23 protein-coding genes are annotated in these 23,251 nt (G+C 40.1%); 16 read left to right on the top strand and 7 right to left on the bottom strand.

What is annotated here, in order from left to right; all coding sequences use genetic code 11:
• Positions 1-2 precede the first annotated feature (2 nt).
• Positions 3-782, top strand: a complete 780-nt coding sequence (locus tag H8B21_RS00395) for an SDR family oxidoreductase (protein WP_190311823.1) — start codon at positions 3-5, stop codon at positions 780-782.
• Here the strand turns inward: H8B21_RS00395 and H8B21_RS00390 are convergent.
• Positions 779-1,660, bottom strand: coding sequence for an AraC family transcriptional regulator (locus H8B21_RS00390; RefSeq protein WP_190311822.1), 882 nt, complete (start codon positions 1,658-1,660; stop codon positions 779-781). The two genes, H8B21_RS00395 and H8B21_RS00390, sit on opposite strands and share 4 nt — an antisense overlap.
• A gap of 210 nt (positions 1,661-1,870) precedes the next feature.
• On the opposite strand from H8B21_RS00390, the gene H8B21_RS00385 reads away from it, so the two are divergent.
• Both H8B21_RS00385 and H8B21_RS00380 read left to right on the top strand, forming a co-directional pair.
• A complete protein-coding gene (locus H8B21_RS00385; RefSeq protein WP_317170349.1) occupies positions 1,871-2,146 on the top strand; it encodes a hypothetical protein in 276 nt (91 codons plus the stop codon).
• A 4-nt stretch (positions 2,147-2,150) separates the two neighbouring features.
• Positions 2,151-2,552 carry a DUF983 domain-containing protein gene (locus H8B21_RS00380; RefSeq protein WP_190311820.1) on the top strand — a complete coding sequence of 134 codons (402 nt, stop codon included), beginning with the start codon at positions 2,151-2,153 and terminating at the stop codon, positions 2,550-2,552.
• Between the two features lie 16 nt (positions 2,553-2,568).
• On the opposite strand, the gene H8B21_RS00375 is transcribed toward H8B21_RS00380, so the two are convergent.
• A complete protein-coding gene (locus H8B21_RS00375) occupies positions 2,569-2,859 on the bottom strand; it encodes a DUF4286 family protein (RefSeq protein ID WP_190311819.1) in 291 nt (96 codons plus the stop codon).
• 140 nt (positions 2,860-2,999) lie between these two features.
• On the opposite strand from H8B21_RS00375, the gene H8B21_RS00370 reads away from it, so the two are divergent.
• From H8B21_RS00370 to H8B21_RS00330, 9 genes are all read left to right on the top strand, one after another.
• On the top strand, positions 3,000-4,889 hold the full coding sequence (locus H8B21_RS00370) for a S9 family peptidase (RefSeq protein ID WP_190311818.1): 1,890 nt from the start codon (positions 3,000-3,002) through the stop codon (positions 4,887-4,889).
• A gap of 5 nt (positions 4,890-4,894) precedes the next feature.
• Positions 4,895-6,571, top strand: coding sequence for a sensor histidine kinase (locus H8B21_RS00365; protein ID WP_190311817.1), 1,677 nt, complete (start codon positions 4,895-4,897; stop codon positions 6,569-6,571).
• A gap of 4 nt (positions 6,572-6,575) precedes the next feature.
• Positions 6,576-7,274 carry a response regulator transcription factor gene (locus tag H8B21_RS00360; RefSeq protein ID WP_190311816.1) on the top strand — a complete coding sequence of 233 codons (699 nt, stop codon included), beginning with the start codon at positions 6,576-6,578 and terminating at the stop codon, positions 7,272-7,274.
• Between the two features lie 130 nt (positions 7,275-7,404).
• On the top strand, positions 7,405-7,878 hold the full coding sequence (gene greA / locus H8B21_RS00355; protein ID WP_190311815.1) for a transcription elongation factor GreA: 474 nt from the start codon (positions 7,405-7,407) through the stop codon (positions 7,876-7,878).
• A gap of 174 nt (positions 7,879-8,052) precedes the next feature.
• Positions 8,053-8,463 (top strand): HIT family protein, encoded by a 411-nt coding sequence (locus H8B21_RS00350; protein WP_190311814.1) that lies wholly within the window; start codon positions 8,053-8,055, stop codon positions 8,461-8,463.
• A gap of 67 nt (positions 8,464-8,530) precedes the next feature.
• Positions 8,531-9,205: a DedA family protein gene (locus H8B21_RS00345; protein WP_190311813.1), complete on the top strand. Its 675-nt coding sequence runs from the start codon at positions 8,531-8,533 to the stop codon at positions 9,203-9,205.
• A 3-nt stretch (positions 9,206-9,208) separates the two neighbouring features.
• The gene (locus H8B21_RS00340) at positions 9,209-9,751 is read left to right on the top strand and encodes an inorganic diphosphatase (RefSeq protein ID WP_190311812.1); all 543 of its coding nucleotides are present in this window, start codon (positions 9,209-9,211) and stop codon (positions 9,749-9,751) included.
• An 8-nt stretch (positions 9,752-9,759) separates the two neighbouring features.
• The gene (locus tag H8B21_RS00335; RefSeq protein ID WP_190311811.1) at positions 9,760-11,076 is read left to right on the top strand and encodes a hemolysin family protein; all 1,317 of its coding nucleotides are present in this window, start codon (positions 9,760-9,762) and stop codon (positions 11,074-11,076) included.
• 14 nt (positions 11,077-11,090) lie between these two features.
• The gene (locus tag H8B21_RS00330; protein ID WP_190311810.1) at positions 11,091-11,807 is read left to right on the top strand and encodes a 16S rRNA (uracil(1498)-N(3))-methyltransferase; all 717 of its coding nucleotides are present in this window, start codon (positions 11,091-11,093) and stop codon (positions 11,805-11,807) included.
• A 2-nt stretch (positions 11,808-11,809) separates the two neighbouring features.
• Here the strand turns inward: H8B21_RS00330 and H8B21_RS00325 are convergent, their stop codons facing one another.
• From H8B21_RS00325 to H8B21_RS00315, 3 genes are read right to left on the bottom strand one after another with little or no spacing between them, the layout of a single operon-like run.
• Positions 11,810-12,295, bottom strand: coding sequence for a hypothetical protein (locus H8B21_RS00325; RefSeq protein ID WP_148919598.1), 486 nt, complete (start codon positions 12,293-12,295; stop codon positions 11,810-11,812).
• A 30-nt stretch (positions 12,296-12,325) separates the two neighbouring features.
• The gene (locus H8B21_RS00320) at positions 12,326-13,744 is read right to left on the bottom strand and encodes an ABC transporter permease (RefSeq protein ID WP_190311809.1); all 1,419 of its coding nucleotides are present in this window, start codon (positions 13,742-13,744) and stop codon (positions 12,326-12,328) included.
• Between the two features lie 2 nt (positions 13,745-13,746).
• Positions 13,747-14,385 carry an ABC transporter ATP-binding protein gene (locus H8B21_RS00315; RefSeq protein ID WP_190311808.1) on the bottom strand — a complete coding sequence of 213 codons (639 nt, stop codon included), beginning with the start codon at positions 14,383-14,385 and terminating at the stop codon, positions 13,747-13,749.
• Positions 14,386-14,592: 207 nt separating this feature from the next.
• On the opposite strand from H8B21_RS00315, the gene H8B21_RS00310 reads away from it, so the two are divergent.
• From H8B21_RS00310 to H8B21_RS00300, 3 genes are all read left to right on the top strand, one after another.
• Positions 14,593-17,334, top strand: coding sequence for a TonB-dependent receptor (locus tag H8B21_RS00310; protein WP_190311807.1), 2,742 nt, complete (start codon positions 14,593-14,595; stop codon positions 17,332-17,334).
• Positions 17,335-17,423: 89 nt separating this feature from the next.
• A complete protein-coding gene (locus tag H8B21_RS00305; protein WP_223814759.1) occupies positions 17,424-18,620 on the top strand; it encodes a hypothetical protein in 1,197 nt (398 codons plus the stop codon).
• Between the two features lie 229 nt (positions 18,621-18,849).
• Positions 18,850-19,524, top strand: a complete 675-nt coding sequence (locus H8B21_RS00300; RefSeq protein WP_190311806.1) for a DUF4468 domain-containing protein — start codon at positions 18,850-18,852, stop codon at positions 19,522-19,524.
• An 823-nt stretch (positions 19,525-20,347) separates the two neighbouring features.
• Here the strand turns inward: H8B21_RS00300 and H8B21_RS00295 are convergent.
• A complete protein-coding gene (locus H8B21_RS00295) occupies positions 20,348-20,536 on the bottom strand; it encodes a helix-turn-helix domain-containing protein (RefSeq protein ID WP_223814758.1) in 189 nt (62 codons plus the stop codon).
• Between the two features lie 85 nt (positions 20,537-20,621).
• Here H8B21_RS00295 and H8B21_RS00290 point away from each other — a divergent pair, with 85 nt between their 5' ends.
• On the top strand, positions 20,622-20,876 hold the full coding sequence (locus tag H8B21_RS00290) for a hypothetical protein (RefSeq protein WP_190311805.1): 255 nt from the start codon (positions 20,622-20,624) through the stop codon (positions 20,874-20,876).
• Here the strand turns inward: H8B21_RS00290 and H8B21_RS00285 are convergent.
• Entirely contained in the window at positions 20,870-23,230 is a 2,361-nt protein-coding gene (locus H8B21_RS00285) for a multicopper oxidase domain-containing protein (RefSeq protein ID WP_190311804.1), read from the bottom strand. The genes H8B21_RS00290 and H8B21_RS00285 overlap by 7 nt on opposite strands.
• Positions 23,231-23,251 lie beyond the last annotated feature (21 nt).

Raw genomic sequence — 23,251 nt, 5'->3', positions numbered from 1 at the left:
AGATGAACGTAAAAGAATTATTGAGTTTAAAAGATAAGGTTATTGTTGTTACCGGTGGATCGGGCAACTACGGTAAGTGCATTGTCGAAGGTCTTGCGGAAGCGGACGCTACAGTAATTACTACATCCCGTGATTTGCAACGGGCAGAGGTTACGGCGAAGGGATTCAGAGAGCATGGCTTGGATGTTCATGCTATGGCAGTCGATCAGGATGATTACGAATCGATGTTGGCATTAAAGAACAATATTTTGGCGCGTTACGGCAGATTGGATGGTTTTGTGAACAATGCGGTTTCCCGCCCTGTTAAAGGATACCGTGCACCTATCGAACAGTTTGAAGCGTCTATGCGCTCTAATGCGACTGGCATGTTTTTTTTGCTGCGTGAATTAAGCGATTTGATTATTCAATCGGGCGGAGGGAGTGTGGTAAGTATTGCTTCTATGATGGGCATGAAAGGACCTGACTTGAGCAATTATGAAGGAACAACAGGAATGGGGGACTTGCCTGCAGACTACTTCTTTCATAATGCAGGATTGATTAATCTATCGCGTTATATGGCGAAGATGGTGGCTGGTAAAAATATGCGATTCAACTGCATCAGCCCAGGCGGATTGTTTAACAATCAACCTGAACAATTCGTTGCAAACTATTGTAAAAAAGTACCGTTAGGCAGAATGGCCAATGCAGATGATATTAAAGGGTTGGTGGTACTGCTCATGTCAAAGGCAGGGGAATACATCAATGGCGAAAATATACTATTGGATGGTGGGTTGAATGCCTAAACCATCATCGGTTCGCCTTCCAGTGCCTTCCTATATTCTTTTGGTGTCATATCTTTAAGCCGTTTGAACTGTCGGTTGAAATTTGCTAAGTTATTAAATCCACACTCGTACGCTACCGATATAATCGTTTTATCCTTATCTGCCAAAAGCTTGCACACATGACCAATACGTATAGCGTTGAGATATTCTACAAATGTCATCCTAAAGTGTTCCTTGAAGAAATTGCAGAACGTTGTAGTCGCCATATTGGCTTGGTCAGCGACTTCTTTAAGTGTGATGTCCCGATGGAAATTACGCAGGATATATTCCGTTATTTTACTGAACCTATCGGAATACATATCTCTCGTGTTTTCCATATAGGATGGACTGGCAAGAGGCTCGTATTCCGAACTATTAGCAAGAATATCAAATATTTCGAAAAGAGAGGAAAGTCGTTTCAACCCATTTTGGCTGGGCATGTCGTTCATGATTTTTGCAATCCGATAACGTGTATGTCCCAAGATAACCAATCCTCTATTAGAAAGGTTAAGTATTTTTTTTAAAGGTCCACTCTCGGGTAAATTGAAAAAGTTTTCGCCTAAGAAGTCTTTCAAAAAGTGTACAACTACGGCATCAGCAGTTTCAGTGTTTTCTTTCTCAAAGTATTTTTGATCGTTTACCCATACATGTGGGAGAGAAGGTCCCATGAGCACAAGGTCTCCCTCTACAAAGGTGCCAATATGATCCCCAACCATACGACGGCCGCTACTTTTGTTAACCAGAACAAACTCATATTCCGGATGATAATGCCATGGACAAGGAAAGTATAGACCTTGCTCTTTGAATACAATAAATGATTTGTCAAACTCCTTTGGTAATCTATATTCTACGGCTTTCATAATATTTGTTTATGTGGTGTATGATACTAATTTACATCTTTTGGGTTGATAAAACAACAACCAGATGTTGTTTCTGAAAAATAAGATTATACATGTAAAAAATTCTATTATAGATTATTCGTGATAACATGGTTTACAGCGTAATGCTATGTTTGTTTGTTCATTCATTTCAAAATTGTACTAAACCATAAAATTTTGGTATTTTTGTATATGATTTCAAAATGGACTCCTTTTTTCGTTATACTGGCTGTAGCCATGTTGAGTATCTTGTGTTATACGGACGTATCCGCTCAATGCGCTATGTGTTCCTTAAATGCAGAAAATAGTGCTGCCAACGGTAATACACAAGGGAAGGGATTAAACGATGGTATCCTCTTTCTGTTGGCTATTCCTTATTTGATTGCCATAGGAATAGGTATATTGTGGTATAAAAAATACCGTAAGAACAACGCTAAAAAAGTCTCACCCTTTGGAGAACAAATCTAATTACATGGCAACATCTAGGTTCACTGCTATGGCGCAGTCCAAATGTCCGAAATGTAGAGTCGGAAAGGTGTTTGAGGGACCGGTATACGGCTTTAAAAAGCAGAAGATGCATGAGCATTGCCCGCATTGCGGACTAAAGTTTGAAGTAGAGCCAGGTTATTTTTATGCGGCGATGTATGTGAGCTATGCTTTTTCTGTTGCAGAGGTGGTCACATTGGGTTTGACAACCGCAATGTTAACAAAAAGCGAATCACCCTGGGTATATGTTTCTGTTCTTTTTGCGGCTATATTGATCTTTGCACCTTTTAATCTTCGATATTCTCGCTTGGTATTATTGCATTATCTTTCGCCCAAGATTGTATATAACCCAGCTTACGAAGAGGCACGGGACAAAAGACTAGAATAACGTTTTGATTGATCCGTTATTCCAATGATAGGTATTGCATCTTACTTTCAAAAATAAAAGCTTTCTCGGAGTGATGAGCAATGAGATACGCTTGCAATTCGGCCACCACATCTTCTTGAAACTTGACGATCGTAATGTCATCTGTAGCCAGAAATTGTACGCAATATGTATTCCCTTCATGTGGGGAATCCAACATTTTCAAAAACTTTGTTTCGAAAGAACTTGTGCGTAAGTATGACTTCAGCCAATTGACCACTTGTTCATGGCTGCTGTCCTCAACAATAATGGAAATGTTATACAGAATCATGCACAAAGATACAAGATTGGAATTATAAGTTATACGTTACGAGTTGGAAAAGATCACGAATAAGGCTTGTAAAAATAAGGTTGCACATGGCATATTTTATAAAAAAATAACAATATTTGAAACTGCAATAGGATTGGAATATGTTTAGATTTTTGCTTTGGATATATGCGGTGTGTTTGTTTGTCGTTTCGGTTTCGTGTGGAAATAAGCAAAATACGAACAAATTAATCCCCATTGAAGATTTTTTCGTAAAACCAGAAAAGAGTAACTTCAAAATATCACCGGATGGTCGTCGGATCGCTTACTTGGGCGTAGACGATCATTGTAAGAATATTTTTGTCTTGGATTTGCAAAATAAAAACAAATCGAAGCAACTTACGTATCAGTCGGATATGAATGTTCAGTATTTTTTCTGGGCGTCAGATTCCTTAATTGTATATTCCAATAGCCATTCTCCACAAGACAGCCTGCGCATTTATAGCATTTTTGTCGATTCTGAAAAGACTATACCATTGTTGCCGGTTAAGAAAGCACGATTACGGTGGTTGGCTCCGCACACTCTCCATGATAATTATTTGCTTGCCACCTTGAACGACCGAGATTCAACTGCATTTGATTTGTATAAAATTTTTGTAGATGGTTCTGCTCCACAATTGTTGACACGTAATCCTGGTAATATCTCTAAATGGTTTGCTTCGCCAGACGGGAAAGTGAGATTGGCGATGACTAATGATAGCGTGCAAGAAAACATCTTGTACAGGGCCGATGAAAATATGCCTTTTCAGCAGATTGCCAATACAGATTATCAAACATCGATAAGACCTTTAGGATTTGTGAAGGATTCCCATACTCATATTTATGCGCTGTCTAATCACAATAGAGATAGATTTTCGTTAGTGGAATACAATGTTTCTACTGGAGAGGAAGAACGGTTAATATTCGAAAATTCGGAGGTAGACCTTGAACCGGTGGGTTATTTCGACCATTTGCAGGAACTTATTTTTAGCCAGTATACTATTAATAAAGTAAAAAGACATTTCTTCCACCGAACCTTTCAGCAATACTTCGACAAGCTATCGGCTAAATTCGATAACCAATCCATTGATATTTTAGATACCGATACAAGCATGCACCATTGGATTGTTAAAGTCTATACCGATGTGCATGCAGGCGGAATTTATCATTATAATGTATTAGCCGATACAGCGGAACTGTTGGAGGAAATGAATCCCAAATTATCAACCGCAAGCTTGTCTCCGAAAGAAACGGTTAGTTTTCAAAGTCGGGATGGCTTAACATTGCACGGATATCTTACTTATCCATTGACCCAAAAAAAGGAAAAATTGCCGGTGGTCGTGTTAGTGCATGATGGACCATATCGACGCGAAACTAGTAATTTCGATGCCGAGGTGCAATTTCTTGCAAACAGGGGCTACCTGGTTTTTCAATTAAACTATAGAGGGTCGGCTGGTTATGGGAAGAAGTTTTGGGCAGCTGGTTTTAAAGAATGGGGAGGGAAGATACAAGCTGATATGATTGACGGGGTTACATGGTTGATACATCAGGGAATCGTAGACAAAAATAGGGTAGCCATTATGGGGAGTGGTTTTGGGGGCTATTCGGCTCTACATGCCGCCACATATAACTCGTCCTTTTATAAATGTGCTATCTCGATGTCGGGGTATACAAACCTCTTTACGTATTTTAGAGAGATACCGCCTCATCATCAGCAATATGTCCGCCTATTTTATAATATAATAGGTAATCCAAGTAAGGAATATGAGCTATTCAAAGCAATTTCTCCCGTTTTCCATGCCGATAAAGTAAAGATTCCAGTGCTTTTTGCACAAGGGGGTAAAGATAAATTTAGTTCGTTGACGGATGCCAACCAATTTGTACAGAAATTGAAAAACAATAACGTGCCGATTAAGTATATATATAGAGAAGATGAGGGGCGACGATTTAGAAGTGAAGAAAACATTATAAACTATTATCAAGAAGTAGAGGCTTTTTTGAAGCAATATCTATAAGCAGCATGGCGTATAACCAGCTTAAATACCGAAAGAACTTTGGGTTGCTGATTGCTTTTGTAATATTGGTGACGTTGTTATTTGGTGTCGCTATGCTCGCTGCACGTTCCATGATAGCCAATTTCATTGAAACCGAATTTAACAACAGAAAAGTAGAAGTATTCGATAGGTCAGTACAACCTTTTCACGAGTTCTTTAACGATAAAATCCCGGAAATATCATATTATCAAGGATATTTAGATTCCGTAAAAGCGGCGTCTTATGTCAGCGACGTAATCCGGAAATATACTTTTGTCGATCGTGTTCTTTTTTATGATATCGCTATTACGAACTCCGATTCTATAGAAGCGGGTATTAAATATAATCACCTGCTTGTTTATCCAAAAAGTATTACCTCCTTTCATCTGGACCAAAATAATAGACTTATTACCCAACGTCCGGAAAACACACAGACACGTGCGTTTATAGATGACTTTAATACCATGGTGTTGAAGTTCGTTGGCTTTTTAGATCGTGTGAATGAATCGACCAGTATGTCAGACGACGAGATATATCGGGTTTTTTATACGTTAAATCCGGGAAAGGTGACTTACATGAATATCCCGCGTATTTCCGATTTATTGATTTATAAGCGTATGATGTCCGCTCCAGATACCACCGTGGTGTCGTATGATCAAGATATGTTCATGTTCTTAATCGATCCGAGCAAGATTCAAATTAAGAATGTCGCTTTAAATTTATATGAAAAAATAGAGATATTACCTATTGTATCCGGTAGCGTGAGTGATCAGCGTTTTTATTTGCAAACGGAACTCCCTCTTCCTGGAGCATTATCCGATTACAAATTGCAGTATACAAGTTCCGAGGTGTTTATCAGTAAAGAAATTAATAGACGATTCTTTCCAGTCAGCCTAGGCATATCTGGCGTATATCTCATATTGATTTTGATTGCTTATCTCATCTATCGGAATGTCACGATCAATAGTAGGCTGTTTCAACTGCAATATGACTTTATCAATAATCTGACACATGAGTTTAAAACACCTGTCAGTGTTATTAAGATTGCTGGTAACAATATTCAAAGCAGTGAAAAGCTATCGACAGAAGAACAGCGTATGTATGGGAAGATTTTGGATCAAGAAGCGGATAAACTGAACAGTTTGATGAACAAATTATTGTCATTTGCACAAATCGAAAACAAATCTATTAAACCCAATAAAGAAGAGGTAGGGGTAGAGGAATTTTGCGAACCTATTTTTGAAGCGGTAAAACTAAAATATCCTGATTTAAACTTTTCCTATACGATCGATGTCCAAAACAATATGATGGTGGATACAACGCTTTTATTGAGCGTGTTTCAAAATCTGATTGACAATGCCTACAAATATTCGGAGCCGCAACGGAAATTCCTACATATTGATGTGCAACAAAGTAAGAAAAATTTTGTTATAAGATTTAAAGATAAAGGAATAGGCATAAATAAAAAGGAATTTAATAGTATTTTTAAAAAATTTTATAGAGTAAAGAACCAGTTCAACCAGCAAGGAAGTATTGGTTTGGGTTTAGCGTTCTGTAAGGAAATTGTAGATTTCATGGGGGGAGAAATTAAAGTGGATAGCATGCCAGGACAAGGCACCACTTTTACTTTGTTTTTGCCCTTAGGACCGAAAAGAACTAAATAATATTATGAGTAAAGATATCACTATTGCTGTAATAGAAGACGACGAAAACTTACGTTTTTTGGTAACACACCGTTTGCAAACAGAAGGATATAAAGTTATTCAAGCTGCTAATGGCTTGGAAGCTGAGCAGCAAATACTACAAGAGAAGCCCGATGTCGTTCTCTTGGATTGGATGCTTCCTGGAAAAGAAGGCATTGATGTCTGTGAATCTGTACGCAAATCTGGTTTTGAGAATATCATTATTATGATGACAGCGAAGTCACAGGATGTAGACAAAATCGATGCTTATAGCTATGGTGTGACAGACTATATTACGAAGCCCTTTAACATGGATGTGTTAGTGGCCATGATTGAAAACAAAGTACGATTCTTTTTGCCGAAAAACAGTGATGTTTACACTTTTGGCAAAACGGAACATCATCCCACTATACATTCCTTGGTAAGGGACGGACGAAAAATAGAATTGACGATTTTGGAAAATCGGATATTGCTTTATTTTCTTCAAAATGTAGGTAAGGAGATTACACGGGAAGAGCTGATGGAAGTTGTTTGGGGGTATAGTTCCAATGTAAATACGCGGACGTTAGATATGCACGTGGTACGTCTTCGTAAGAAGATCGAAACTAACCCTGATAAACCGCATTATTTACAGACTGTCCGCGGATTAGGGTATAAGTTTGTTGATACAGACGAAGAAGAATAGCAAAAGAAATTTGCTTTTTTAGAAGTTGCTTGCTATCTTAGCAGACAATGAGCAAGACCATGTTGTCCTGACAAAGGGCGGTATGGTCTTGTCTTTTTTTAATTTTTTTTGGAATAAATAAAGTAAAAATATGGCAGAAGTAACTTATTACACACAAGAGGGATTAGATAAGCTGAAGCAGGAGTTACAGTATCTAAAGACAGAAGGCCGGGCGAATATCGCCAAAGCGATAGCAGAGGCAAGGGATAAGGGAGATTTATCCGAAAATGCGGAATATGATGCCGCAAAAGAAGCACAAGGTTTGCATGAAGCAAAGATAGCCAAGTTAGAAGGCGTCTTAGCTAGCGCACGCCTAATTGACGAATCTAATTTGGATACGTCCAAGGTATTGGCTTTATCTTACGTGAAGATTAAGAATAAGAAAAACAATGCCGTGATGACGTACCAGCTGGTTTCGGAGACGGAAGCTGACTTAAAGGCGGGCAAGATTTCCGTGAAATCGCCAATTGCACAGGGGCTTCTTGGGAAATCGGTAGGAGAGATAGCCCAAGTAGAAGCTCCTGCAGGTGTCTTGGAGTTCGAAATCTTGGAAATATCAAGGTAATAAGATGAACGGTTATGTGCGGTTTCTGCCATAACCGCACATCGTTTAAGAAATATAGTTTGAAACGGTTGCCAACATACAGCAACCGTTTTTTTTCTAAATCCTCCCTATTGATGTGCGTATTTCGTGTGGGTTTTTTTATATTTGTTTGTTTTTCTTTAAAAGAGATAAAAGATGTCAACAATTTTTTCAAAGATAGTGTCGGGTGAGATTCCAGCTTATAAAGTAGCTGAAAGTATTGATTATTTAGCTTTTCTGGATATTAGTCCTTTGGCGAAAGGCCATGTATTGGTTATTCCGAAAAAAGAAACAGACTATATCTTTGATATTAATGACGACGAATATATGGGCATGTGGGTGTTTGCGAAAATTGTGGCCCAAGGTATAAAAAAGGTGTTCCCTTGTCGCAAGATAGGAATTGCCGTAGTCGGTTTAGAGGTAGCGCACGCTCATATTCATTTAATCCCTTTAAATGAGGTGGACGACATGAACTTTGCTCGCCCTAAATTGAGTCTGCCAAATGATGAAATGACGAAAATGGCAGAAGATATAAGGGAAGCCATTTCGGAGGTGACTAACTCGTAATTAATAATATCTAATTGAGAAACGAAAGATTTTAGATCAGTTTTTGCTGATATACTAAATAGAAATTATGCAAGATTTTTGGCTGTCCTTTCAGCAATTGATGGATCCGGAATATTTATTAAGCCATGGCGGGTTCTATATCGTAGTGCTGATTGTCTTTGCTGAGACAGGCCTTTTCTTTGGCTTCTTTTTGCCAGGAGATTATTTGCTATTTCTCGCAGGCTTATTTTGCGCATTGGGAAAAATTGATGTTGACATCGTAACGATGTACTTCGGCATTCTCGGAGCCGGAATTTTAGGAAATTTTACGGGCTATTGGTTTGGTTATCGAACGGGGCCCATGCTCTTCAAACGAAAAGATTCTCTTCTTTTTAAACGTAAATACGTGATCATGGCAGAGGAGTTTTACCAAAAATATGGCGGAACGGCGCTTGTTATCGGTCGTTTTGTGCCAATCGTTCGTACCTTTGCTCCTATATTTGCGGGCGTAGTCAAGTTGAACTTTCGGAAATTCGTTTTCTACAATGTTGCAGGCGCTCTGTTATGGGTGAGTTTACTGACATTAACAGGTTATTTCCTAGGCATTAAATTTCCTGAAATCATCAATTATGTAGAGTATATCATCGTCGGATTAATTGCCATCGCATTTTTGCCTATTGTAATTGCGTTGTTTAAGAGATGGTTAAAGAACAGAAAAAAAGAAACAAATAAAACAAACAGTAATAACAGTAACGTTAATTAATTAATGAACAAACAACATCCTTGGCATCAGATAGCTCCTGGGAGCGACGTGCCAAATTCGGTCAATGCAATCATTGAAATTACAAATGGCTCAAAAGGAAAATATGAGTTAGATAAAGAAACTGGTCTTCTTTTATTGGACCGTGTTTTAAGTTCGTCTGTTGTATATCCTGCCAATTATGGTTTTATTCCACAAACCTATTGTGATGATAAAGATCCGTTGGATATCTTAGTTATCTGCTCGGTAGATATCTTGCCCATGACGTTGGTAGAGGCTAAAGTAATTGGTGTAATGAATATGATCGATGGCGGAGAACAGGATGATAAGATTATTGCTGTAGCTAAACACGATCCGAAATACAGCTATCTGAATGAGATGGAAGATTTGGCACCACATATCATGAAGGAGATCGTGCAGTTTTTCGAAAGCTATAAGGCATTGGAGAAGAAAAAAGTGAGTGTAGACGGTATCCACGGACGTGAACGTGCACAAGAAATCTTATTGGAAAGTATCGAACTATATAAAAAAGAATTCGGTAACAAATAATCTGTAGCATGGCTCTTGATGTTTTTTGGACGGTATTTTTGGTTTTGGCTAATGGTTTTTTCGTAGCTGCGGAATTTGCAATTGTCAAAGTTCGGGCTTCACAGATTGAGCTTCAAGCAAAATCGGGAAGTAAAGTCGCCAAAATTGCCAAGAATATCACCGAACATTTAGATGGCTATTTAGCAGCTACACAGTTAGGGATTACCTTGGCCTCTCTTGCACTCGGTTGGGTGGGAGAGGCTGTAATGACGCGTATTGTTCATGAGTTTTTTGGATTGTTCAATGTTGAACTGACCGGAACGGTAGCAAAAAACCTGGGACATGTCCTCGCATTTAGTATTATTACTTTTTTGCATATCGTCTTTGGTGAACTGGCTCCGAAATCCATCGCCATACAGCGACCGGTAGCAACGACTATGCGGATTGCTGCACCGCTTCAATTTTTTTACTATATTTTCAAACCCATTATTTGGTTATTGAATGGATTCGCTAATTTCTTGTTACGCTTAATCGGCATAGAAGTGAACGCCCACGAAGCCCATCATTCTTCCGAAGAGCTACAGTATCTGTTGGAAAAAGGAAAAGAGAGTGGAGCACTGAATAATGCCGAACATGAGCTCATTAAGAACGTTTTTGATTTTAACGAGCGGATCGTAAAGAATATCATGGTTCCACGTACCAAAATTGTTGCCGTGGAAATTACAGACACACCAGAAGAGCTCATCACTACCGCTACGGAAGAAGGTTATTCCCGAATTCCAATTTATGACGATAATATAGATCAAATTGTAGGTATTGTACACACCAAAGATTTACTGCCAATTATCGTACAGGGTAAGGAGGTAATCCTGAAAAATATTATACGTAAACCTTATTTCATTCCTGAGACAAAGAAGATTAACGATTTGATGGCTGAATTCCAGCAAAAGCGAATTCAGATTGCCATCGTTTTGGATGAATTTGGTGGTACGGCTGGAATGGTGACCCTAGAGGACATCGTAGAGGAATTGGTTGGGGAGATTCAAGATGAATATGATGAGGAAACACCAGTTGTGGAGAAAATTTCGGAAACTGAATATATGGTGGATGCCGGAGCGAGTGTACATGATGTCAATGGATATCTGCCACTAGAACTACCTGAAAGTTCTGATTATGATACCATGGCAGGTTTAGTTAGCCATTATTTTGAGAAGATTCCGGATGTTGGAGAAGTGCGGGAAGCAGCTGGATATTCATTCACGATTATTAAGAAAACCCAACAAAACATAGAATTTGTGAAGTTGGAGTTGATGGAGACACCGTACGACGATATTGATGAAGAGTAAGATTTCCCTGTAGCATGCATTTGTTTTACACGCCTACTATTGAGCCGCATTACCGCGAATTTATACTTAGCGAAGATGAAAGCAAACACGCTATCCGAGTGTTACGTTTAGGGGCGGGGGATGAGATATACCTAATTGATGGCGTCGGTGGATGGTATACCGCCAACATTCTAGACGCGCATCCCAAGCGAACGACTTTATCTATACGTCACGTAGAGCAAGGTTATAAAAAACCAACTTATTACCTGCATGTAGCCATAGCACCAACTAAAAATATGGATAGGATGGAGTGGTTTTTGGAGAAAGCCACGGAAATTGGCATACAGGAAATTACACCGGTTATTTCAGATCATTCCGAACGTAAAGACGTAAAATTAGAGCGTCTGAATAAAGTCGTAGTTTCGGCAATGAAACAATCTCTTAAAGCTTATCTCCCAAAAATAAATCCTACAATTTCCCTTCGACAGTTTTTCGAACAGATAAAGACGGAAGAATATACGACGCAAACTATTGCGCATTGTGCGGAAGGCCAAAAACAATATTTAGCAGATATTTGCTCTCCGGCAGGTAAGTATCTTGTTTTGATAGGTCCAGAAGGTGATTTTTCCGAGAACGAAATTGCACAGGCGTTATCGCTAGGATATCTACCTGTTTCGTTGGGTAATAGCCGCCTTCGTACCGAAACTGCTGCCGTAGCTTGCTGTTTGGAGATTGCGGTTTTAAACCGTTGATGTTACTTTATCAACACGGCATCTACTATTTGAATCTCCGCATTCCCTTTTAGAGGTTCCGGATTGAATACCATTTTTCCTTTTATCTTAATAGGTTCCTCCGTAAATCTTACAGATTCGCTCTTCATAAAGATTTCGACCATGGGTGGGATACCGTTGCTTCCGCAGAAAGCACACTGCATGACGGGAAGCACCGAAAGCATAAATGTCTGGTGGTTGCGGCCACTGTTTAGCGGTACAAGGTAGCCGGGAAGTTCCACCACTTTATTCTCTAACGATTTTAGAGCAGGAGGATAATGAGGGGTGTATACTTTTTTATTGTTCTCCGTGGTTACTTTATACATCATTTTGTCGATGGCTTCCCATGTGCTGTTCATCATGGGTGTATGGTCGGGCACGTTCATCTCTGGAAATTGCCCGATTTGAGCTTTCGCTATACCGAAGGTGAATAGTGTGATAATACATGCTAATATCGTGGTCTTCTTCATGGTGTCTAACTAACTAATCTAACTTTCTAATTACCTATCTGCTAAAATTGTTGAAATGGATGTTTTGTAGGCTTTAATAGCTGGAATGATCGCTGCTAAGATGCCCAATAGACATGCAGCAAGGATTAAAACCAGCTCTTGTCCGCGAATGTTAAATGCCTCTATAAAATCAGCACTTTCCGTGGTTTGCTGACCGATTAGATATAATGCCCCGTGCCCAAGTAATAATCCTACTATACCGCCTATCAATGTAATCACTAATCCTTCGACTAATACCAGACCGAAAAGTTTAGTTTGGGATGCACCCATCGAGCGCATGATAGCAAGATCGTATTTTCGATCTTTCAACGCGTTATAAAGACTAATGAATACGCTTAAGCCCGCGATGAGCATGATAATATAAGCCAATATAGCAAGTGAATCCAGCCCTACACCTAATAACGAGAACAGTCGTGTACTTTCGATTGCAGGAGAAGCGGCTTGCATATCTGTCGATTCGTTTACTAACCGTGGGATTACGCCTAATGCGGCCGGAGAACTATATTTGATTAGCAACGCGGTCACTTCCTCTCCACGATCTTCTAACATGTCTGCTCCAATACTTTTGACAAACATATCATTCGGTTTTTCAGAAACCAGTTCTTCAGGGTTGGTTACCTCAGCGTCATGCTTATGTTCATGTGCATGGTGTTCCTCATGTTCGTGCTTATGTGCATGGTGATCGTGGTCGTGATCATGTTGGTGTCCGTCTTCGTGACTGTGCTCGTGGGCATGCTGTTCCCCATGTTCATGTTCGTGATCATGATCGTGGCTGTGGTCATGGTCACCATGGTGGAGTCCATGGACATCCCATACACTTTCCAGATTACATAGGATAAGATTGTCCACAATAGACCCTGATTTTTCCAGAATACCAACTATTTTAAATGGATGATCATCGTGTACATGTCCATCTTCCGAAAGACCGTGTGCGGTGAAAAATTCATCTCCTATCCCCAAACCTCTTTTACGTGCTACCTCGCTTCCTATTACAGCTTCAAAAGAAGTTTTCCATAATTCACCATTTTGTATGGATAAGTCATATAACTCCAGATAGGATGGTTCTGTACCAATAACGCGATGTCCTTTGAAGTTATCCCCTAGCGAGATGGGAACGGCCATTTCGATAAAAGGGTTTTCGCCGAGTTGCCTAGCTTGTGCCAAAGCAATATTTCCGGTAGGGTTGTCTACATGGTAAAGTGAACTCAGAATGAGCTGTAGTGGGCTTCCTTTTGCTCCAACGACTAGATCTATATTTTTTGTATTGCTTGTCAGTTGTTTCTCAAAGGTATCGCCGGTAATGTAAATGACACATAATATGGCTACACCGAAGGCGGTGAGTAATATACTGAGTAGGGTAGAACCCAGCTGTTGGGTAATATTTTTCCAGACGAGTTGCAAATTATTCATGGCTACAGTTGATAGGAGTTCGTGAATTGATCTTTTATACGCTTATCGTGCGTGGCGATGAGCAGGGTAGAACCGTAATTGTTAGCGATGCCGAAAAGCAGTTGTAATACCAGATCCGTGTTCTTATCATCTAACGATGCCGTAGGCTCATCTGCTAACAATAGACCGGGACGATTAATGACCGCTCTGGCGATAGCGACACGTTGCTTTTGTCCCCGGCTCAATTGGCTCGGCAATACATGGGCTTTATCTTTTAATTGCAAATAATCCAATATTTCGACAACAGCTTGTTCGTCTACTGGATTTTTAGCTAGGCTCTGTGCCAACTTGATATTTTCTGTTACGGTGAGGTTTCGCAAAAGATGTGCTTCTTGAAATATAAAGCCAAGATTCTTCGCTCGAAAGGCATCCAGCGTAGTTCCGTTCATTGCGTATAATGACTGGTTCATGAGGTGAACCTCCCCGGTAGTAGGTTTAGACAGGCCGCTCAGTAAATGCAAAAGCGTGGTCTTACCTGTTCCTGAGTCCCCTAAGAGCAAGCTATGTTGGTTTTTTGCTATATGGATATCCGGAAATTCCAGCTTGGTGCCTTGTGGGTATTGGTAACTTAACTGGACGGACGATAATACCGTATCTACCATAGTCTGTTGTTTTAAGCTGCCAAATTACTAACTATTATAGACAACTCCGAATATTCAAATGGCGAAGGCTGGGATTTAACGAAAAAAATACAATCCATACGAATAGCGGTTCATAATTTATTAACAAACAAGTGACGTTTTAATAATCTATTGTTAACGGTCAGCTAATATTATGCTCATAATATTGCAACATAATATTAACACACCATGATTAAGTTTAGTTATTACGTTGCTTTAGTTGTTGCGTTGGTTGCGATACAAGTTGTGAGCGCTAAAGCACAACAATTTGGGGTAAAAGGTAAAGTTTTGGATATCGAAACCTACCAACCCATTTCCGGAGTTAGTATCAAAATCGCCAACACCCAGTATGCTACATCCACTGACAACGCTGGGGAATTCTCTATTACTTTGCCGGAGAAACAAGGAGAATACACTCTTGTGAGTACGTTTGTAGGATATAACACAGACTCTACGGCATTCAGCCTCGAACAGAAAGAGTGGGAGTTTGTACCGGTCGTATTAGTCAATGCCAACTCAACTTTGGAGGAGGTAGTTATTACGAGGCGACGGGAACATATCAGTGAAGCTGCGTTGCTTGCAGAGCGTAAAGCATCCAATTTGATGGTCGAGAAGATTGGTGCACAGGAGTTGTCGAGGAAAGGTGTTGGTGATGCCGCCTCAGCTTTAGCGAAAATGAGCGGGGTTTCGAGAATAGAAGGCACCAGCCAGGTATATGTGCGTGGATTGGGCGATCGGTACAATACGACTTCGCTTAATGGTTTACCGATTCCATCGAATGACCCCGAACGAAAGAATATTGATTTGGATCTCTTTACAACAGATATTGTAGAGTATGTAGCGGTAGATAAAGTATATAGTAATTATATGTCTGGCGATTTTGCCGGAGGAAATGTGGACATCGCATCAAAAAGATATTCTGGCGACGGGATGTTGGAAGTGACTCTGGGGAGCAATATGAATACCAATGTCCTCGGCCAATGGGATAATTTTTATCTGCAGCAAGGACCGACACGCAGTGGGTTTGTGAATTACGGTGTTCCAAACGATCCATTGGGTGGGTATAATTTCCAGAATAGTTTGAATCCGAAAAAGCAAACGCCACTTTTTGGGAATATTGGTTTACGAGGCGGGAAGTCCTTTAGTTTTTTTGATGGAAGTCGTCTGAACCTGTTTGCGGTAGCAAATTTTACCGGTGATTATAATTATAGAGAGGGTGTAAATAGACAATTGAGCTCGGGAGGAGAGCAGCTGAAAGATTTTGATCAGATACGCTATGAATACACTACGAACTCCACGGGAATGTTCAATGCAGAATATGTACTGAATCCAAGTCATCGATTTTCCTACAACTTCTTGTTTGTCAATTCATCCGATCAATCTGCTGATCATTATTACGGCTTTATTCGGGATATGGCGGAAAACGGGAGTGGAATGGTGCAACGTAACACCTTTCGACAAACTAAATTATTCGTTAATCAGCTTCTAGGTAACCACGTATTAACGGAGAAAATAGATGTAGACTGGGGGATATCCTACAATAATGTGGTCAGTAGAATGCCCGATCGTACACAAAATATTACGCGTATTGATGATCAGTTAGAATATCGGGTACTAGCGCAGAATCAGCAAGCCGATAATCACCATTATTTTCAAGATCTGACCGAAAACGAAGTTGCATTTAACGTTGCGGCACATTATAAACTAGGAGATGACAATCAAGGTCGGATATCGCTGGGCTATAATGGTAAAATAAAAGATCGGGATTTCGAGGATATTCAGTTTAACTTTAATATTAAAGAACCGGGACGGCAGTGGGAAATCAATCCAAATAATCTCGATGCGTTTTTCAACCCCTATAATTTTCATCCAGATCTTTTTGAAATACATGGCTTTAGGAGTACCCTTCCACAAACTTATGAAGGAAAGCAAAATATCCATGCTGTTTTCGCGAATGGAGAATATAAGCTGACGGATAAATTGACGGGAATGCTGGGGTTGCGCTATGAGAATATTATGCAATCGATCCATTATTCTACTGTCTTAGCAGATAGTGGAACGCCGAATACGTTCAAGCGTAACAGCTTTCTGCCTAATATAATCTTAAAGTATGAGTTGGATGAAAAGCAAAACCTACGTTTCGGTGCAAGTAAAACCTACACCATGCCTCAATTTAAAGAACGTGCCCGTTTCGAATATATGGATGTAACAGAGACCCGTATAGGGAATCCGGATCTGTACGCGTCGGAAGATTATAACCTGGACATTAAGTGGGAAATGTTTCCGCGTTCGTCGGAGCTACTATCAGTCACCGCTTTCGGGAAGTATATCAAAGATCCGATGAACCAAGTAACTTTAGCTTCATCAAGCAATGATGTTTCTTATCTAAATACAGGCGATTACGGAACTGTTTACGGTGTGGAAATAGAAGTGAAGAAAGACTTGTTCTCTTTTGATAATGGCGATAGCAAACTGTCGGTAGGGGGAAACGCGGCTTATATGAAAACCGATCAGGAATTAGATGCCGACAAAGTAAGAAAAGAGAATGGATCGGCTTATAATGTTAGTTTAACACATGATCAGGCAAGTTTTACAGGTGCTTCGGATTTTCTGATGAACGCCGATCTTTCTTATATCAAAAAATGGAATAACGAATCGGATATTATGGCGACGGTTTTGTATAATCACTTCTCCGATCGGCTGTATTCTTTAGGGTCACAAGGAAGAGGCAATCAGCTTGATAAAGGCGTAGGAACATTGGATTTCATATTGAAGTATAAAATCAATCGACATTTTGGTGTCGATTTAGGAGCTAGAAATCTATTGGATCCAACCTACGAAAGGTTTCAGGAAAGCGCTAACGGACCGCTTACGGTACTTTCTTACAAAAGAGGTGTTCGCTTTTCGTTAGGTGTAAAATACATATTATAATACAACTTAACAAAAATGTAATATTACATTAATGTAATAGAAATTTAAACGATAGATATTTGTATTACTAAATTTTAATAATTAGAGAGATGATGAAAAAATCTACTATTCAATTGGCTAAGATGTTCTGTTTAGGACTTTTGTCTACTGCATTAGCATTCACTTCATGTAGTGATGACGATAATCCAGAACCAGATGGAGACTCTTCATTTGAGTTAGTGCGCGATGATTTTCAAGGTGAAATCACGGATGGCGAAGTTATTTTAGCTTCAGGTACATATAAACTCACGGGGAAAATTGTTGTGAAGGATGGAGCTACGTTAACAATTAAGCCAGGAGTAACAATTGAAGCGACTAATCTTGATCCTGCTAGTGACCGTAAGGAAATTCGCTATATAGCGGTAGCACAAGGTGGAAAAATTAATGTAGAGGGTACACAACAGAGTCCTGTTGTTATGACTTCAACAACAAAAACTCCAGGTGCGTGGGGTGGTCTGGTAATCTGTGGACGGGCTCCGATTAACGTAGGGGCAACTGCATCAGCTGAAGTATCTGATTTGGCATACGGCGGTACCGATGCTAGTGATAACTCGGGATCCCTTAGATATTTGAGAATTGAGTATTCGGGCTATTCATACAATAGCGAGAAAGAATTTAACGGACTTTCTTTGTTCGGTGTTGGAAGTGGAACGACTATTGAGTACGTCCAATCTTATGAAGGCTCTGATGATGCTTTCGAGTGGTTCGGTGGAACGGTAAATGCAAAATTCTTGGTGGCAATCAATACACATTCATCAGTTGGAGACGATATCTTTGACTGGACAGAGGGCTGGAGCGGTACAGGTGAAAACTGGTACGGTAAAAGAACGAACAACGGTAATAGAGGTATCGAGGCTGATAATAACTCAAATACGCACACGAGAACTCCTATCTCTAACCCAACTATCAAAAACTTGACGTTAGTTGGTGCCGGTGCTGGTGGTTCAGAACCGCAAGCGATCAAGATGCGTGTGGGTACGAATGGTAACTTTGATAACGTGGTTTTAAGCAACTGGGCTACTGGTTTTGATATTCAGCACGATGAAAGTTTGGCATTTATCACTGCCGGTCAGTTGAAAGCAACGAATGTGCGTTTTATCAACGTGCCTACAAAAGCAAAAGGTACAAATACTGCAGGTGGTAGTGTAGATATCAACAGTATGTTTACGGAGAATAATGACGCTACCGGTGCTGGAAATGGTGTGGACCAACCAACATGGGCACAAGGTTGGACTATTGGTTTCTAAGCAAGAAGAAAGCAGATACGCTTCAGAACAATAAAACTATAATACCTCTCAAAGACCGGTTTCTTATAAAGGAGCCGGTTTTTTATTGCAACAGTCGATTAAGACCAAAACTGTAAGCGTAATGTTTTACGAATTATTAAATTAATGATTTTTTGATTTACAGGTAATGTGTTTCTCTTATTTTACTGTCGATAAAAATCGCCTAGTTTATTCCAAAATATGTAAAAAAATGAAATTCGTATATTCTCTATTACTCTGGTTGTTGCCTCTATGGTCTTTTTCTCAGGACGCGGGTATTTTCGATAAAGTGTATAAGCCAAGTTATCACCAGATAGACAGCGTAGCCTCCTACATCCCATTAAAAGATGGAAAAGTCGTATACCGTGAAGTTATAACATATCAAGGAGATAAGGACAAAGCTTACATTGCTTTAAAACGGTGGTTTGTAGACAATTTTCCAGACATACAAAATGTGATTCAGATCGACGATCGGGAAACCGGAACATTGGTTGGCAAGTCGGTTAGGAAATACAATTTTAAATTGGGGGTCAGTAAATCTGACTTCTCTATGTATTTTACGGTATCTGTAAATATTAATGTCGACACGGTAGATATGTCGATTTACAATATCTACGGCAGCGATAAACGCCGAAATAACCTGCAAATGTATTTGGAAGCGACCAACGCGATGCTCAACGAGAATATTAACTTCGATCAGCACAATTCTGTCGAGATGTTCAATGTCGATCTCACCAAATCTTATTTCGATTACTTGAAAGGCAAGCGCAAGAAATATAACGGATGGGTCGTGTATACCGTTGATAGCGAGGTGAGGGAAATCTTCGAATCTGCTAAAAGGGCTGTGACAAGTAGTTCGGAAACTCGTAACAGTTCCCGCCGATAACCCCCAAATATGGGAACGGTTTTTAGCGTTCTGTGAACCCTTTTCCAGAAAATGGGATCACAAGTTGAATATAGGGCGTCACCTATTTCGAACTTGTGATCCCTTATTGAAAAACGTGATCCTTTATTGGAAAGATGTGTTGCCTCTTTCAGAAGGTGTGTTACCCTTTTGCTAAATAGGTGTTACAACACACAAATAGGTGTTCCCCTTTTATCTTTTCGTGATCCCTTATGGGTAAAACGTGTTGCCTTTTTCAGAAGATGTGATTACATTTTGGGAAAATGTGTTCCCTTTTTTGCAGAATGTGTTCCCTTATGGTTAAAACGTGATCCCCTTTTAGGAAAAAGTGATGACGCTTTTGTGACAAGTGAACGGCGTTTTGCTACTTGGGATCCCTTATGGTTAAAACGTGATCCTCATTTAGGAAGAAGTGATCACACCTTTAGAACAAGTGAACGGTATTTTGCTGCCTGTGACCCCTATTGGTAAAACGTGCCCCCTATTTCGCGATTTGTGTTCCCATATCAGCAAAACGTACCACCGTTTGGCAAAACAGGGATATAGTATGCTCAAAAAGAGTTCACGAAAAGCCAAAAAGTGTTCCCAAAAATGGCACACTTTAGCGTGTCGATATGATTTTTTGATATTTTGGGGCTAGTCATAGAGGAAATTGAAAAGCTGAAATAGCTTTAAAACAGCATAATCTTGAAGGTGTTTTCGATAAAGGAAGCACCTTTTTTGCTGAACAAAACCTCGCTATTGTTAACGTCGCAAGTCTGTTGGTTGTTAGGTTAAAGGGCGTCTGATTATAATAGGGACACGGCTAAAGATCTAATAACTTGGAAACAGGCATATTTAGTTTGTCGGCTATCTTCTTTAATATTGAAATAGTAGAATTAGTTTCTGCCCTTTCTATTCGACCGATTTGACGTGTATCAAGGTCACAGAAGTCAGCAAATTCTTCTTGAGACATCCCTCGATCCTCACGAACATCTTTTAGATGCTTCCCCAATTTTTCTAAATATTCTTGATCTCGATATTGCTTTTCGGCCGTGAATTGAAAATCATCATAAAATATAAAAATTGTTAGGACTTATTTGTCCTATTTAATTAATTTTTTTTTGGTAAAACAGCGAGGTATATTTGCGAAACGAGCCGGCAATAAAATCACCTATAATATTTTCTTAAAACAAATTAGCGAGAGTCTCATTCAGATTAACCTGCAAGCCAATCTGGAAATGTCGGACAGGACTGAAGATGGTTATTATTATAGGGACGAAGGGGTTTCCTATGATCCTAAAGACTATGAAGAGATAATGGGATTCATCGAATCCCATTTCGAGAATCAGTAATTCACAGCCAATCCCACACCAAAACCCATATCGCTATCGTAGTGTGTGCGGATACCGAGATTTCGGGTCATGATATAGCGCAGATCCAGCATATATTCCTTATCGGTATTGACCATAAAACCTGCCCGTACCCGTCTGGAAATGGGTATGTCCTCACGCATCAAAGCTAATCGCACGATCCCATCATGATAGACCTCTGCCTGAAAATTGATGAGCATAGGTAAAGTATACATTACACCTAGACTAAAAGCACTTCGGCTATTTTTCTTGTTCGTCTGTCCGAACATATTTTTTTCCTGTTCATGCTCGCCCATTTTTCGATACCGCCAATCGAAACCAACAAAGGGCATAAGCCATTGCATTTTGCCAATATATCGACCAAAGTGGGTTTCGACTTCATAACCATGCGTGTCATGATAACCTAACCGCCATTCCGTACCTAAACTCCAACGTGTATTTTGCAACATGGCCTGTCCGTCATTACCGTTGGTTGCGAAATCATTTTCTGCCATAAAATGTAGCATATTGCTCTCGCGCTGTAGCACTTTATAAGCCTTTTCCTTGTCGGGAAGTAAATCGTTTTGGTAATCACCGACAGCAAATACACGGTTCATGCCGGCCATCATATGGTATAGGATATGACAATGGAAGAACCAGTCTCCTTCCGTGTTCGCCATAAACTCGATGGTATCCGTTTCCATGGGCATAATGTCGAGCACATTCTTTAATGGCGCGTGCTCGCCTTGGCCGTTGAGGACACGGAAATCAAAACCATGCAAGTGCATGGGGTGGCGCATCATAGAATTGTTGTACATAATGATCCGCAAAATTTCGCCTTTATCCACGGGGATTTTGTCCGTTTCCGATAAGACCTTATTGTCCATACTCCATACATAGCGATTCATGTTCCCCGTCAATTCAAAACGAAGTTCCTTAACAGGTGCATCACTAGGCAAGGTTGTCTTGTGAGGCGACTTCAACATCGCGTAGTTTAAAGTTACTATTTTCTGGGACGATGGCTCATGTTTGTTATGTTGTTTGTGGTCAAGGTGGTGATCATGGTCATGAGCAGATCTGTGCTCTTGATGATGCTCGTCTTTCTTTAGCGACTGTTTGCGTTGATGACCACTATGTTGCTGATGTCCCTGCTGGTGCATGTCATGTGAGCTATCGTCCGATGGCACAGCATCGTGATGCTGATGCGCATCTTCCGCAGGGATTTCTGGGTACATCACGGCATTCATATCCATCTTCTGAAGGCCCATGTCCATGCCCATATCGTCCATGTCACCATTCATTTTCATCATATCGTTCATCATCTTCATGCCCTCAAAATAGCGTAGTCTAGGTAACGGCTTAACGAGTTGACGGATACCTTCTCCGATATAAATAGAAGTGGATCCCGAACGGTCTTCTGCTGTTGCCATCAACTCATAAGCAGTATGCGCAGCAGGAATATCGACGATAATATCATATGTTTCCGATACACCAATAATAAGCCTATCCACTTCCACAGGAACAACGTCATTGCCATCGTTGGCGACAACGGTTATTTTGCCACCTGCGTAGGTTATCCAAAAATAAGAAGAAGCTCCTCCGTTGATAAGGCGTAAACGTACGCGGTCACCCGCTTTAAACTGAGAAAGTTGCTGTTCGCTTGACCCATTTAGCAGAAACTTTTCGTAATATACATCGCTAACATCCATGGCTTCCATGCGTTTCCACTCATTAGTCACTTTTGTTTTAAAATGTCCTGCCTTGATAGCTTCAGCATAACTTTGGACGGTATTTTTTTTAATGCCAAACCAATCGTTACCGTTAGCTAACATACGTTGTACGTTGTGGGGATGGAGATCTGTCCATTCACTCAATACGATGGGGACGGTTGGGACGTCGTCAATCCCCTTTCGAAATGTTATATCTCCTTTTCGTTTGAGAAAAATAAGAGAGCCGTACATACCTATTTGTTCTTGAAATCCAGAATGGCTGTGATACCAATACGTACCGTTCTGCTTAACCGGAAAACGATAGGTATATGTTTCGCCGGCGGGAATCGGCATTTGTGTCAGAAAAGGAACGCCGTCTTCCCGATTAGGTAATTGAACCCCGTGCCAGTGCAATGAGGTGCTTTCTTTAAGCTGGTTGTGCAATACGATTTCAGCGGTGTCGCCCTCCGTAAATGTTAATGTAGGCATCGGGATCTGTCCATTGACCGCAATAGCGTGTTTTTCTTTTCCGCTATAGTTAACCAAGGTATCGGTAACATACAGGTCGTACCGAACTATGTCTTGGGCAAAAGTAACGGAAACAGCTAATAGTAACGTGAATAGGAGGGACAGATACCGATTATACATATTCTTTTAAATATTACGCTT

The organism is Sphingobacterium chuzhouense (assembly GCF_014692525.1).
GTDB classification, from domain to species: Bacteria; Bacteroidota; Bacteroidia; order Sphingobacteriales; family Sphingobacteriaceae; genus Sphingobacterium; species Sphingobacterium chuzhouense.
The sequence above is the reverse complement of the archived record's forward strand: the minus strand, read 5'-3'. Positions and strand labels throughout refer to the sequence as shown.